The following is a 13,093-nucleotide window of genomic DNA, read 5'->3' on the forward strand; positions in this document are numbered from 1 at the left end:
GGTGCCGTGTCGGGGCGGTGTCAGGTGCCCCGCGCACGCTCTACGGCATGACAGCTGACCTGGTGATCGAGGCCGAGGGCCTCGTGAAGAACTTCGGGAAGACGAGGGCGCTCCAAGGCGTGGACCTCGCCGTGCCCCGAGGGACGGTGCTCGGGGTGCTCGGCCCCAACGGCGCCGGCAAGACCACCGCCGTACGCATCCTCTCCACGCTCCTGACCCCGGACGGTGGCACCGCCCGGATCGGCGGCTTCGATGTCGTACGCGACGCCGAGCGGGTCCGGCAGAGCATCGGCCTCACCGGCCAGTACGCCTCGGTCGACGAGGACCTGACCGGGCGGCAGAACCTGGAGCTGTTCGGCACCCTGCTGGAGCTGGGGCGCACCGGATCGCGGCGGCGGGCCGCCGAGCTGCTCGAATGGTTCGATCTGACCGCCGCCGCCGACCGGCAGGCCAAGACCTACTCCGGCGGTATGCGGCGGCGGCTGGACCTGGCCGCCAGTCTCGTCGGCTCGCCGGACGTGATCTTCCTGGACGAGCCGACGACCGGGCTCGACCCGGCCAAACGCGAGGACATGTGGGACGTGGTCCGGTCGCTGGTCACGAACGGCTCGACCGTCCTGCTCACCACGCAGTACCTGGAGGAGGCCGACGCGCTGGCGGACTCGATCACGGTGATCGACCACGGCCGGGTGATCGCGCACGACACGCCCGAAGGGCTCAAGCGGGTGGTCGGGGGGCAGACACTCGAGGTCCGGCCGTCCGACCCCGCGCACCTGTCCCGGATCGCGGCGATCCTGTCCGAAGTCGGCTCCGGGGCGCAGGCCGACGAGATCCGCAAGGGTGTGCTCGCGGTGCCGGTCGCCGACGACGCAGCCCTGACCGAGAGCGTCGCCCGGTTCGCCGCCGCCGGCATCGCGGTCACCGAACTCTCCCTGCACCTGCCGAGCCTCGACGAGGTGTTCTTCACCCTCACCGGGCGGACCGCATCCGAGGACGACACCACCAGCCTCAAGGAGGTCGCCGCATGAGCACCCTCGTCCGCACAGACCCCACGACGAGCCCTGTGCTCTCGACGGCCGCCCCGAACCCACGACCGTTCCGGCTGGTCCGGCACTCACTGGCGCTCGCCAAGCGCAGCCTCATCAAGACCTGGCGTACGCCCGAGGCGCTCATCGACGTCACGCTGCAACCGGTGCTGTTCCTGATCATCTTCGTCTACATCTTCGGCGGCGCGGTCGCCGGCTCCACCCACGACTACCTGCAGTTCCTGCTGCCCGGCATCCTGGCGCAGACCATCGCCACCGGCGCCATAGCGATCGGCGTCAACCTCAACACCGACATCGCCAAGGGCATCTTCGACCGGTTCCGGTCGCTGCCGATCCCGCGCTCCGCGCCACTGCTCGGCGCGGTCCTGGGCGACGTCGTCCGGTACGTGATCGTCACGATCTCGACCCTCGCGATCGGCTACCTGCTCGGTTTCCGGATCGACTCCGACCCGCTGCGTGCGATCGCCGGCTGCCTGCTCGCGGTGCTGTTCGCGCTCTGCCTGAGCTGGCTGCCGGTCTTCGTGGGCATGAAGGTGCGTACCCCGGGAGCGGTGCAGGGCCTGATGTTCGCGTTGATCATGCCGCTGAGCTTCGCGTCGAACGTGTTCGTCAGCGCCGACACCCTGCCCGGTTGGATGCAGGCCTTCGTGGACGTCAACCCGATGACCCACCTGGTGGCAGCGGTGCGCGGACTGTTCCTCGGCACGCCGGTCGGCTCGCACGTGTGGTGGACGCTCGCCTGGTGCGCCGGCTTCGTGGCGGTGTTCATGCCGCTGGCGCTGCGCGCGTACCGCAAGAAGATCTGACCTAGGCGAGCAGGTCGTCCATCAGCTCGCGGATCCGGGCGACGGCGGCGGCGACCGGCCGCACGCGCCACGCGGCCAGCAACGGCTCACGCTGCTCCTCGTCTCCGAGGGCGGCGATGAGCCGTTCGCCGTGCCCGGGCGGGAAGAACGTCTCGACGTGGGTGCCGATCCGCGTACCGAGCGCGGACAGTTCGCGGGCGGCGCCGACATCGCCCCGGTACGCGGCGAGTTCGGCGCCGCCCAGCGCCCACGCCCCAATCACCGGCAGGTCCCGCGAGGACAGCGCGTCGGCGGCGGCGAGAGCCAGCAACGTGGCGGCCTGGGAGACGGCGTCATCCGCCGACGACCGCCGTACCTCGGCCACCCGCACGTACAGGACCGCCACCGCGACCCGGAGCATGGCACGCGGCTGCGGCGGCGGCCCGGCCCACGCGGCGAGAGTGCGGGTCACCCCGTCGGCGTGGGCGAGTGCCTCGTCGTACCGGGCGCGCTGCCAGGCGAGGTGCGCCAGGCCGAGACGCGCCTGCGCGATGTCCATCTGCTCGGCCTGGCCCGATGTCGCCGTCTCGCCCACCCGCCGCTCCGCCTCCGGATCGCCGGCCAGGGCGAGCTGCACGTCCAGCCGCACCCGGATCGACCGCGCGTCCTGCGTGGCGCCGACCAGTTCCATGTGCCAAACGCTGCGCGCCAGCCACTCGGCCGACCGGGCCTCCCCGCCTGGCATCAGGAACTGCCCGACGGCTCCCGCCGCCATCGCCATGCCCCAGTGGTCACCGACAACCTCGAATCGGCGGTACGCCTGCTCGGCGTCGACGATCGACGCCAGCGGCATGCCGCCGTTCTCCCGTACCGCCGCGCGGGCGAACAGGCCGAGCGCCTGCACGTACGGGTCCGGGTGCGCGATCATCTCGGCCGCGCTCTTCAGGCTCTCTTCCGGATCGGACTCGTCGAAGCCAGGCAACGCCGACGCGAGCGCGGTCAGCCGGGGCGACACCTCGGCGGGCCGCTCGGCCAGGAGTGTCCGAAGGGCCCGCCGGGCCAGCACAGCGAGCCGCAGCTCACCGCTGATGCCGGCGTTCACCCCGATCACGAGGCACGTCCAGGCGAGCCGGTCGGCGTCGGGCAGTGGCCGGCCGGTGGCCCGGCCGCGCAGGGTCGCCGAGCGTCGCCGTCGCTCCGGGTCCTCGACGTGCAACAGGCCGCGTGCCCAACCGACGACCTCGAGGTGCAGGCCGCGCACTGTCCAGAGGTGGAGCAGAGCGGTGGCGACGTCGATCGCGGCCGGCTCGTCGTCGTGCCCGAGCGCCCAGCGGAGGCCCGCGATCAGGTTGTCCTGCTCGGCGGCGCAGTGGTCGAGCGCCTCGACCTGTCCGGGGCCGACGAACCGGCCGGCGAGGGCGACGGCCAGCTCCCGAGCCCAACCGACCAGGCCGGTCATGGCGCAGGCCCGGTTGCCGGCCGCGTCGAGGCGGGCTTCACCGTACTCGCGGACGGTTTCGAGCATCCGGTAGCGGGGCAGGCCCTCTCCCTCGATCAGGGTCAGCAGGGACTGTTCGACGAGCGTCGCCAGGCCGCGTCGTACGTCCGGGGTCTGCGCGACCGCGGCGGCGAGGTCCGCGGTGAACGGCGCGGGGATGACCGCGAGCCGCTGGAGCAGCGCCTGGTCGTCGGGGGTGAGCAGTTCCCGGCTCCAGTCGACCATCGCCCACAGGCTCGCGTGCCGTTCCGGCAGGCCGCGCAGCGCGTCGTCGAGCAGCGCGAACCGGTCGGTCAGCCCCGCGAGCACATCGTCGATCGGCATGTGGCGCAGTCGTGCGGCGGCCAGTTCGAGCGCCAGTGGCAGGTTGTCGAGCCGGTGGCACAGCGCGAGCGCCCGCTCGGCGTCCCAGGTCAGCACCGCACCGCCGGCTCTCGCCCGGGACTCGATGAGCCCGAGCGCGTCGGAGTCCGGCAACACGGTCAGTCGGTGGACCGTCTCGCCGGCCAGGCCCAACGGAGCCCGGCTGGTCGCGAGGACCGCGACCTCCGGCGAGGTCACCGCCAGCAGGTCGGCCACGACGGTGGCCGCCGCGTCGAGAACGTGCTCGCAGTTGTCCAGTACGACGAGCCCATCGACGTCCGGTGCCACGGCGCGCAGGCGCTCCTCGGGGCTGAGCACCCTCCGTTCGAGGCCCAGGTTGCCGCCGGTCGCCGAGGTGTCCGCGCCTCCAAGCGCCGCGAGCACCGTGGGCAGCACCTCGTCTGGCGAGCGCAGTCCGGCGAGTTCGACCACCCGTACCGACTGCCCGGCCGCCGCCGCGCGCCGCGCCACCTCGGCGGCGAGCCGGGTCTTTCCCGCACCGCCGGTCGCCACGATCGTCACCAGAGCCGCCTCAGTGAGTGCCGCACGCACCGCTTTGACGTCCTGCTCCCGGCCGACGAGAGCGGTTACCGGGCGGCGCCATGCGGCGGGCAGGGCGATCCGCGCCGGCTGCCGGGGCGGTGCCACGACGGCCGGGGTGGTGAGCTCGCCACGCAGTAGCGCCAGGTGGACCTGTGCGATCACGGGGGACGGGTCGGTGCCGTACCGGTCGGCCAGTTCGGCGCGCAGCCGCTCGACCACCTCCAGAGCCTCCGCGTCCCGGCCCTGGGCGGCGAGGACCCGGACGAGCAGGGCAACCGACGGCTCGTCCGGCGGTGTACGCGCGACAAGCCTGCGCAGGTCAGCCTCGTCGTACGGCCCCACACCGGCGAGTGCCGCCTCCGCGCGCAGCGCGGCGACGTCCGCGAACAGGCGCGCGTCCGCGGCGGTGACGAGCTCCGGGACCTCGGGGAACAGGGCACGGGCCTGGTCGGCTGAGCTGCGGGCGGCAAGGACATCACCGGTCCCGAGTACGGCACGCGCCCGCTCGACGAGCGCCCGCGCCTCGACCGCGTCAACGGTGACCTGCTCGGCGGGCAGGCGGTATCCCGCCGGCACCGCGACCACGGGCAGCCCGAGGCGGCGTACCCGGGACACGAGCGCCTGCACGGCACCGGGCGCGTCGTCGGGGGGCGCGCCGTCCCACACGGCGTCCACGAGCAGCGCGGTGGAGACTGCCCGCCCGCGCGCGTCGACGAGCGCGCGGAGCACCGTCGCAAGCCGCTCGCCCCGGACCGGCCGGCCGTCGACGGCGAGCGGGCCGAGGATCGTGATCTGCACGGACCCAGCATCCCCCACCGGTGGTCCGGGTCGCCGGCCACCCGCTTGTGGTCATCGCTTGCCCCGGGGATCGGGGTTCAGGTCGCGGGACGCATACCCGGAGCCCGAGCGGCTGCTGAAGGCGCGGGGTGGGCCGCCCGCCGATCCGTGGGCGTGTGAGGATGCAGCTCGTGCGTGCCGTGATCTTCGACGAGTTCGGTGTCCGACCCGAGGTCCGTGAGGTCCCGGACCCGGTGCCGCCGCCCGGGGGCGCCGTCATCCGTGTCGAGGCGACCGGGTTGTGCCGCAGCGACTGGCACGGTTGGCAGGGGCACGATTCCGACATCCGACCGCCACACGTCCCCGGTCACGAGTTCGCGGGCGTCGTCACGGCGGTCGGCACCGGCGTACGCGGCTGGCGGCCCGGCGACCGGGTCACCGCACCCTTCGTCTGCGCGTGTGGGCAGTGCGCGGCCTGCCTGGCGGGCGACCAGCAGGTCTGTGAACGCCAGACGCAGCCCGGCTTCACCCACTGGGGGTCGTTCGCCGAGTACGTCGCGCTGCACAATGCCGACGTCAACCTGGTCCGGCTCCCCGACGAGCTGGACTACCCGGCCGCGGCGGCGCTCGGCTGCCGGTTCGCCACGGCGTTCCGCGCGGTGGTCAGTCAGGGGCGGGTCGGCGCCGGCGAGTGGGTGGCGGTGCACGGCTGCGGCGGCGTGGGACTCTCCGCAGTGATGATCGCCGCGGCCTGCGGCGCGCGGGTGGTGGCGATCGACATCGCCCCCGCCGCGCTCGAGCTGGCCAGGAGCTTCGGTGCCACGGTCTGCCTGGACGGCAGCACCCTCACCGGCCCGGGCGCGGTGGCCGCCGCCGTTCGGGAGGCGACCGGCGGCGGGGCGCACCTGTCGCTCGACGCACTGGGCAGTCACGCCACCTGCATAGCCTCGGTGGAGTGCCTGCGGCGGCGGGGACGGCACGTTCAGGTCGGACTTCTTCCCACCGCCCAGGGCCGCCCGGCCGTGCCGATGGAGCTCGTGATCGCGTTCGAGCTGGAGCTGCGCGGCAGCCACGGGATGGCGGCGCACGCCTACCCGGAGCTACTCGGGCTGGTCACCGCCGGCGTGCTGCGCCCAGCCGAGCTGATCACCCGCACCATCGGCCTCGACGAGGTGCCCCACGCGTTGGCCACCATGGACCAGCCCGGTCACGGGGGAATGTGCCTCATCCACCCCCAATGAAGGGGATGTCCGACGTCACGGCGATGCGGACGTGGCAGCGCTGAGTGCGCCCTCGTTCCCGCTGCGATCCAGCGCGGACACGCAGTAGGAGAGCGGGCCGTCGGCTGGGGCGGTGCGGTCGACCCAGCCCGTACCTCGGGCGGTGCCGACGAGCTGGGCGGTGTCGCCGTCCACCCGGTAGACGGCGAAGCTCGCGGCGCCGTCCCCCCGCCAGGTCAGCGCCACCCCGCCGGTGTCCGCACGCCGCACGCCGGTGACCGTGGGCGCGGCCGGCGGCGCCGCCGGTAGCTGCGCCATCACGGGTACCAGCGCCGGGCCGGCGTAGTGCGCCGCGCTGTACCGGCTGACCGCCCCGAGTTTGTCGGCCCGCACCTGCCGGGCGCTGAAGTGCACGCTTCCGCTCACCCCGTGCCGGCGGTTGAGCGTGAGCTGGCGGTCCAGCTCGGCCGGGTCGCGCCAGGCGCCACGCTCGCCCACCCGGTAGTCGGCCTGCCCGATGTAGAGCTGCACCCGGGTGCCCTTCACCGTGGCCGCCCACCATGGCAGGAGCTTGGCGTAGTCGGCCTTGTCGAACCCGATGTGCCAGTAGAGCTGCGGTACGACGTAGTCCAGCCACTGCTTTCGTACCCACAGCCGGGTGTCGGCGTAGATGTCGTCGTAGCTCTGCAGACCGGCGGTGGCTGAGCCGGCCGGGTCGGTGCGCGCGTTGCGCCAGATGCCGAACGGGCTGATCCCGAACTTCACCCACGGCTTGATCGCCTTGATCCGCTCGCTCATCTCCCGGACCAGCGTGTTCACGTTGTCCCGCCGCCAGGCGTGTTTGTCCGCGAAACCCTTGCCGTACCGGGTGAACGCCGCGCCGTCCGGGAAGTCCTGCCCGGCCTCCGGGTACGGGTAGAAGAAGTCGTCGAAGTGCACCCCGTCGACGTCGTACCGCTGGACGGCCTCCAGCATCGCGTCCTCCACGAAGGTGCGCGCTTCGGGAATTCCCGGGTTGAAGTAGAGGCGGCTGCCGGGTCGGTCGGCGCTGGGATAGGTGACCACCCAGTCGCGGTGCCGCCGCAGCGGGTGTGTCGGCGCGAGCTGGTCCAGTTTGGGGCCGGGCCCGCCGACCGTGGCCGGCTGCCCGCCCCGGTACGGGTTGAACCAGGCGTGAAACTCCAGGTTGCGGGCGTGCGCCTCGGCGACCATGAACTCCATCGGGTCCCAGCCCGGGTCGCGGCCGTCGCGTCGTCCGGTCAGCCACTCCGACCAGGGCGCGTAGTTGGACGGCCAGAGTGCGTCCCCGCTTGGGCGTACGTGCACGAAGACCGCGTTGTGGTTGCGTCGCACGGCCAGGTCCAGCCACCCGCGGAACTCCGCCCGCACCGTCTCGGCTGGCAACCCCCGCCGACTCGGCCAATCGATGTTGTTCACCGTCGTGATCCACATGCCACGCAGTTCGCGGGGCGCCTGGGCCGGCCGGCCCGCACAGGTGGGGATGCCGCCCGCCGCGCCGGCGGCCGAGTCGCCCCGCTGCGGTGCGCCGCCTTCGCCCGCAACCCGGTCCCGCAACGACCAGGCGCCGACCACGATCGCCATGACGAACGCGACGACCACTGCGACGAGCGCTCGGGCACGAAGACGGCGAACGGGGGCGGCGGGCGGAGCGGCGGCGGGCATTGCCCCAGTCTGCCCAGGGTTGCCCGGCGGATGAAACACGATGGGCCGTTACTTAACGCTCAGCTAAGTCGGGCCGCTCATGCGGTGGCCGCTTCAGCCCACCCGCTTGCCGGGCCTCGACGCCCAGGAATGCTGGGGTGTCGAGGCCCGGCCGCAGGTCAGCAGTAGAGGTTGGCTCCGGCAGGCACACCGAGGATGGCAACGAACTGCTGGTACTTGGTGACGCGACTCTGCACCTGGGCGGGGTTCCCGCCGTTGCACTCGATCGAGCCGTTGATGCTGCGGATGGTCTCGCCGAACCCGGCGCCGGTGACCATCGCGTTGTGAGCGGTCATGCTGCCCGGCCCGTTCTGGGTCATCCAGTACCAGATGGCGGTCTTCCAGGCCACCGCGGCATCGTTCTGCACCAGCCAGGGGTTGGTCAGCAGGGGCAGCCCGAGGGCGTTCCCGGCGGCGTTGTAGTTGAAGTTCCAGCTCAGCTGGATCGGCCCGCGCCCGTAGTAGGCGGCCTGCCCGGCGGGGCAGCCGTAGGGCTGGCCGGCGTCGCAGTAGTGCGGGTAGTTCGCGGTGTTCTGCTCCACGATGTGGACGAGCCCGCCGGTCTCGTGGTGCGCGTTCGCCAGGAAGGCTGCGGCTTCCTGGCGCTGGACGGTGGCACTGCCGGTCCTGGTGAACGCCGAGTAGGCGTTGAGTGCGGCGACAAGGCCGGAGTACGTGTAGAAGGAGTTGCGGCCCGGGAACATCTGGTTGAACTGGGCCTCGGTGACCACGAAGCCGCCGGGGTTGGTGGGGGGCGGGGTGGTGGGCGGTTGGCCGCTGCAGGTGTAGGGCTCCCAGTACCAGGTGCTGATGGTGGGGTCGTAGCCGGGATTGTCGTGCTCGGCGATGTAGTACAGGCCGTTGGTGAACCGCACGATGGCCCCGGTGGTGTACCAGGTGCCGGCGACCCAGTTCGGGTGGTTGCAGCTTCCCGAGGGCGGCGGGGTGGTGCCGCCGCCGCAGGCGCCGAGATCCTCCCAGACGCCGGTGGTGCCCGGGGGCGCCTCGCTCTGGGTCCACCACTTGGCCTGGTAGTTGCGGCCGTTGTGGGAGACCTGGGCGCCTCCCGTGTAGACGGCCGAGGACTGCCACGATGCTGCACAGGCCGCGGCGGATGCGGCCGTCGACGGGATGATTGCCATCAGTCCGCTGGCGACAGCCAGTGCCGCCAGCGCGACCAGGGCGCGCAGTCTCGACATGTGATCACTCCTTCCTGGGATATGACCGGCCGACGACTCGGCCTCACATAGACAGGAGTGACTGTAATATCTTCTGTTCGGAATCTTTACTATTAGCCGAGGGTCGAAGGTCCGTGCCGCGAATGCCGCGTGCCTACTGCAGAGCCGGCCGGTCGGACGTCCAGCGTCCTGGGCAGCTACCGTCGAAGCGGTAACCAGGGCAGCGGTGCAAGGGGTCGGGTGATGACACGCCGGGACGAGGAGTCGGCATCGCCTCGAGACGGCGGCGGGTTTCTGCGGTGGGTGGAGCTGGCTGAGGGCGACGCGAACGTGTCGGACTACCCGTTCACGTTGCCCGTCGTTGCCGGGCTACGGGCGGCCGGTCGGCTGGAGCTGGATCCAGCGGTGACGTTCCTGGCCGGAGACAACGGCACCGGCAAGTCGACGCTGATCGAGGCGATCGCGGTAGCGGCGGGGTTCAACCCCGAGGGCGGATCAACCAACTTCCGGTTCAGCACCCGCGACACCGAGTCCGCTCTTGGTGAGCACCTGCAACTGGTCCGCGGGATCAGAAAGCCCCGCACCGGGTTCTTCCTGCGCGCCGAGTCCTTCTACAACGTGGCCACCGAGATCGACCGGCTCGGCGTCGCCGCCGGCTACGGCGGCGCCAGCCTGCACGAGCGATCCCACGGCGAGTCATTTCTCGACCTGGCCACGCACCGGTTCAAGCCCCGAGGCCTCTACCTGCTCGACGAACCGGAAGCCGCCCTGTCCGTGCACGGCTGCCTGGCGCTACTCACCCGCATCCACGATCTCACTCGGGCCGGCTCACAGTTCGTCATCGCCACCCACTCCCCCATCCTGCTGGCCGTCCCGCACGCCCGGATCCTGCAAATCGCACCCAGCGGCGTCATCAGCCATGTCGACTACGACGACGCCCAGCCGGTGCTGCTGACCCGATCATTCCTGGCCAACCCGCAGCGCTATCTGCATCACCTCTTCAGCGACGACGGCTGACCTGAACCAGACATCCATCACCTGGGAAATGGGTCGACCGGCGGGCGGGCAGTTCAGTCCAGGACCGCGGTGGCATCGACCTCGACCAGGAGGTCAGGGCCAGCGAGCGCGCTGACGCCCAGCCCGGTGATCGGCGGGACCGGAGTGATACCCAGCTTCGCGGCTGCCCGGGCAATCCCCTCCACCAGCAGAGACATCTTGTCTGGAGTGAAATCGACGATGTATACGGTCAGCTTCGCGATGTCATCGAAGGAGGCGCCGACCTCAGCCAGCGCGGTGCCGACGTTCAGGTAGCACTGCTCGACCTGAGCGGCGAGGTCGCCCACGCCGACCGTGCCGCCGTCGGCGTCCACGGCGACCTGGCCGGCGAGGAAGACCAGCTTCGAGCCGGTGGCGACTGCCACCTGCCGGTGGGTGTCGACCTTCGGAAGTCCTTCGGGGTTCACCAGAGTGATGGCCATGCGTCCTCCTCGTCGTGGAGCCAACGGGCTCGCTCAGATCAAAACATAGCATGGCAATGTTATGTATCCTGGTGTGATGGTGAGAACAAAGGATCCGGCCGTCCGCACCTTGCTCGTCGAACGTGCGGCAACGATGCTCCGCACGCGAGAGCCCGTCACCCTCCGCTCACTGGTGGCCGGGACGGGCATGTCAACGATGGCCGTCTACACCTACTTCGGCGGCATGGAGGGCGTATGGAAAGCCCTGCGACAGGAGGGCTTCACCCGCCTGGCAGCGAGGTTCGCCACGGTACCCACCTCCGAGGATCCGGTTCAGGACCTGACGGCCCTGACCGTCGCCTACCTCGGCAACGCCCTGGACCACCCCGACCTGTACCGGGTCATGTTCGACGCGAACTTCGACCTTGAGGACCTCAAGTCCGCAGACGCGACCCTGGAGTACATGGTGCAAGCCGTCGGACGGTCCAGGCAGGTCGGCCGCTTCCGCGCCGGCACCGATCCGCTGGAGGTGGCGACCCAGACCTGGACCATCGCCCACGGGCTGGCCTCCCTGGTCGCCAACGGTCCACTGTCGTCCCAAACGCTCGCCAACGGCGTCGCCCTCTTGACCGCGCTGTTCATCAACACCGGAGACGACCCCGGCAAATGCCGTTCCTCCGTCGAGAAGGGCTGGAAGCAGTTGCACCTGCCCGCCGGATAGCCCCCGTCAAACGCCTCGTCCGTTGGCCCGCGCCGGCGGTCAGCCCTGCCAGCGCACGATCCCACCGACCACGGTGAGCGCCACCCTCAGGTCGCGCAGGTCAGCCGGCTCCACGCGGTACGGGTCGGTGGGCAGCGCGATGAAGTCCGCGAGCATCCCGGGAGTCAGCCGCCCCTTCAGGTGCTCCTCGTAGGAGGCGTACGCGCCGGCCTCCGTGAAGCAGCGCAGTGCCGCGTCGAGATCCACCCGCTCGTGCGGGTCCACGCCGCCGGGTGGGGTGCCGTCGGGCTGCTGCCGGGTGACCGCGGCGTGGATGCCGAAGAACGGATCCGGGTCCTCCACCGGGGCGTCCGAGCCGAACGCCACCGTCGCGCCGGCGTCCAACAGGCTGCGCCAGGCGTACGAGGCCAGATCCCGCCCGGCGAGCATCCTGCTGGTCAGCGGGATGTCGCTGGTGCAGTGGGTGGGCTGCATCGAGGCGGTCACACCCAGCCGGGCCAGCAGCGGCACGTCCGCCGGCCGCAGGTGCTGTGTGTGTTCGATCCGATGCCGCAGCCGCCGTACCGCTCCGGCGACGGTGGGGTTGGTGCGCGCTGACTCCTGCCAGCGGGCGTACGCCCGCAGCACCATCTGGTTCGCCGCGTCGCCGATGGCGTGCGCCGCGACGGCCATGCCGGCAGCGGCCGCCTTCGCCACCAGCCGCTCGAACTCCTCCGCAGGGGTGACCGCGATGCCGTGGTTGCCCGGCTCGCCGTCGTACGGCTCGGTCATCAGGCAGGTGTGCGATCCGAGCGCGCCGTCGGTGAAGATCTTGACCGGGCCGGTGCTGAGCCAGCGGTTACCGTCGCCGGTCGCCCAGCCCTGGTCGATGGCCTCGTCCAGTGCGGTCGACGGAATCGTCTTGTGTACCCGCAGCGGCAGGTCACCCCCGGCGTACAGGGTCTCGTAGGCGGCCCGGCAGTCCTGCCCGTCGAGGTCGTGGATGCTGGTAAGGCCGACAGAGAGCAGCCGGGGCAGGTGGGTGCGCAACTGCGCGACCAGGTCACCGGCGTGCGAGGAGCGCAACATGTCGTACGCGGCGTCCCCCGCCGCCTCCCGCAGGATCCCGGTCGGCTCGCCGCGTTCGTCGCGGGCGATCTGCCCGCCGACCGGGTCGGGGGTGCCGGCGTCGATGCCGAGCCGCCGGAGGGCGGCACTGTTGACCCAGGTGGTGTGCCCGTCGATGCTGGGCAGCACGGCGGGCCGGTCAGGGCAGACCCGGTCCAGGTCCGCCCGGGTCGGCTGCACCGGCCGGTCCCACTTGTGGCTGTCCCAGCGTCCACCGAAGAGCCAGGCGTCGGGCGGCAGGGTTTCGGCGTGCCGGCCGATGCGCGCCAACGCCTCGTCGAGGCTGGTCGTACCGCGCAGGTCCACCTGTTCCAGGCCGCGCACGTAGAGCGCCGAGTGCAGGTGGCTGTCGATCAGCCCGGGCAGCACGGTCATCCCGCCGAGGTCGACCCGGCGCGCCCCGCCGCCGGCCCGGTCCCGGCACTCGTCGAGGTCCCCGACGGCGACGATGCGCTCGCCGCGCACGAGCATGGCCTCGGCGCGCGGACGGGTGGGGTCGAGCGTGCGGATCAGGGCGTTCTCGAAAACCGTACTGGTCATGGGGTGCCTGCTTCGACGGTCGGGCGGGGTCAACCATGCTAGACAGCCGCCGACCGCGGCACAGTGGTGCCTGGACGGCGTGATGCGGGGAGCGTCGACGCCGGCCCGGCCCTGTACACGGTTGATCGTCGCGGCG

At 71.6% G+C, this 13,093-nt stretch carries 10 protein-coding genes; 5 read left to right on the forward strand and 5 right to left on the reverse strand.

The window, feature by feature from the left end; all coding sequences use genetic code 11:
* Positions 1-47 precede the first annotated feature (47 nt).
* Positions 48-1,028: an ATP-binding cassette domain-containing protein gene (locus tag OG990_RS13900; protein ID WP_355602775.1), complete on the forward strand. Its 981-nt coding sequence runs from the start codon at positions 48-50 to the stop codon at positions 1,026-1,028.
* Entirely contained in the window at positions 1,025-1,852 is an 828-nt protein-coding gene (locus OG990_RS13905; protein ID WP_328417576.1) for an ABC transporter permease, read from the forward strand. The genes OG990_RS13900 and OG990_RS13905 overlap by 4 nt, the downstream gene beginning before the upstream one ends.
* Before the next feature lies 1 nt (position 1,853).
* Here OG990_RS13905 and OG990_RS13910 read toward each other — a convergent pair whose 3' ends face one another.
* Complete coding sequence (locus OG990_RS13910; protein ID WP_406080806.1) at positions 1,854-5,033, reverse strand: BTAD domain-containing putative transcriptional regulator; 3,180 nt, start codon at positions 5,031-5,033, stop codon at positions 1,854-1,856.
* 161 nt (positions 5,034-5,194) lie between these two features.
* Here OG990_RS13910 and OG990_RS13915 point away from each other — a divergent pair, with 161 nt between their 5' ends.
* Positions 5,195-6,253, forward strand: coding sequence for a zinc-dependent alcohol dehydrogenase family protein (locus tag OG990_RS13915; protein ID WP_406080807.1), 1,059 nt, complete (start codon positions 5,195-5,197; stop codon positions 6,251-6,253).
* A 15-nt stretch (positions 6,254-6,268) separates the two neighbouring features.
* On the opposite strand, the gene OG990_RS13920 is transcribed toward OG990_RS13915, so the two are convergent.
* Positions 6,269-7,915 (reverse strand): glycoside hydrolase family 10 protein, encoded by a 1,647-nt coding sequence (locus tag OG990_RS13920; protein WP_406080808.1) that lies wholly within the window; start codon positions 7,913-7,915, stop codon positions 6,269-6,271.
* Between the two features lie 158 nt (positions 7,916-8,073).
* Entirely contained in the window at positions 8,074-9,153 is a 1,080-nt protein-coding gene (locus OG990_RS13925) for a glycoside hydrolase family 19 protein (RefSeq protein WP_406080810.1), read from the reverse strand.
* 222 nt (positions 9,154-9,375) lie between these two features.
* Here OG990_RS13925 and OG990_RS13930 point away from each other — a divergent pair, with 222 nt between their 5' ends.
* Complete coding sequence (locus OG990_RS13930; protein ID WP_406080812.1) at positions 9,376-10,149, forward strand: AAA family ATPase; 774 nt, start codon at positions 9,376-9,378, stop codon at positions 10,147-10,149.
* Positions 10,150-10,202: 53 nt separating this feature from the next.
* On the opposite strand, the gene OG990_RS13935 is transcribed toward OG990_RS13930, so the two are convergent.
* The gene (locus OG990_RS13935) at positions 10,203-10,610 is read right to left on the reverse strand and encodes a RidA family protein (protein WP_406080813.1); all 408 of its coding nucleotides are present in this window, start codon (positions 10,608-10,610) and stop codon (positions 10,203-10,205) included.
* A gap of 76 nt (positions 10,611-10,686) precedes the next feature.
* On the opposite strand from OG990_RS13935, the gene OG990_RS13940 reads away from it, so the two are divergent.
* Positions 10,687-11,310 carry a TetR/AcrR family transcriptional regulator gene (locus OG990_RS13940; protein ID WP_386992203.1) on the forward strand — a complete coding sequence of 208 codons (624 nt, stop codon included), beginning with the start codon at positions 10,687-10,689 and terminating at the stop codon, positions 11,308-11,310.
* Between the two features lie 39 nt (positions 11,311-11,349).
* Here the strand turns inward: OG990_RS13940 and OG990_RS13945 are convergent, their stop codons facing one another.
* Positions 11,350-12,957, reverse strand: coding sequence for an amidohydrolase (locus OG990_RS13945; protein WP_406080816.1), 1,608 nt, complete (start codon positions 12,955-12,957; stop codon positions 11,350-11,352).
* Between the last annotated feature and the right edge of the window lie 136 nt (positions 12,958-13,093).

Source organism: Micromonospora sp. NBC_00858, assembly GCF_045207365.1.
Lineage (GTDB): Bacteria > Actinomycetota > Actinomycetes > Mycobacteriales > Micromonosporaceae > Micromonospora.

What these genes read in the sequence shown, in the direction of transcription:
- OG990_RS13945 (WP_406080816.1), bottom strand. Translation starts at nt 12,957, where the DNA reads ATGACCAGTACGGTTTTCGAGAACGCCCTGATCCGCACGCTCGACCCC.
- OG990_RS13905 (WP_328417576.1), top strand. Translation starts at nt 1,025, where the DNA reads ATGAGCACCCTCGTCCGCACAGACCCCACGACGAGCCCTGTGCTCTCG.
- OG990_RS13920 (WP_406080808.1), bottom strand. Translation starts at nt 7,915, where the DNA reads ATGCCCGCCGCCGCTCCGCCCGCCGCCCCCGTTCGCCGTCTTCGTGCC.
- OG990_RS13935 (WP_406080813.1), bottom strand. Translation starts at nt 10,610, where the DNA reads ATGGCCATCACTCTGGTGAACCCCGAAGGACTTCCGAAGGTCGACACC.
- OG990_RS13930 (WP_406080812.1), top strand. Translation starts at nt 9,376, where the DNA reads ATGACACGCCGGGACGAGGAGTCGGCATCGCCTCGAGACGGCGGCGGG.
- OG990_RS13940 (WP_386992203.1), top strand. Translation starts at nt 10,687, where the DNA reads ATGGTGAGAACAAAGGATCCGGCCGTCCGCACCTTGCTCGTCGAACGT.
- OG990_RS13915 (WP_406080807.1), top strand. Translation starts at nt 5,195, where the DNA reads ATGCAGCTCGTGCGTGCCGTGATCTTCGACGAGTTCGGTGTCCGACCC.
- OG990_RS13900 (WP_355602775.1), top strand. Translation starts at nt 48, where the DNA reads ATGACAGCTGACCTGGTGATCGAGGCCGAGGGCCTCGTGAAGAACTTC.
- OG990_RS13925 (WP_406080810.1), bottom strand. Translation starts at nt 9,153, where the DNA reads ATGTCGAGACTGCGCGCCCTGGTCGCGCTGGCGGCACTGGCTGTCGCC.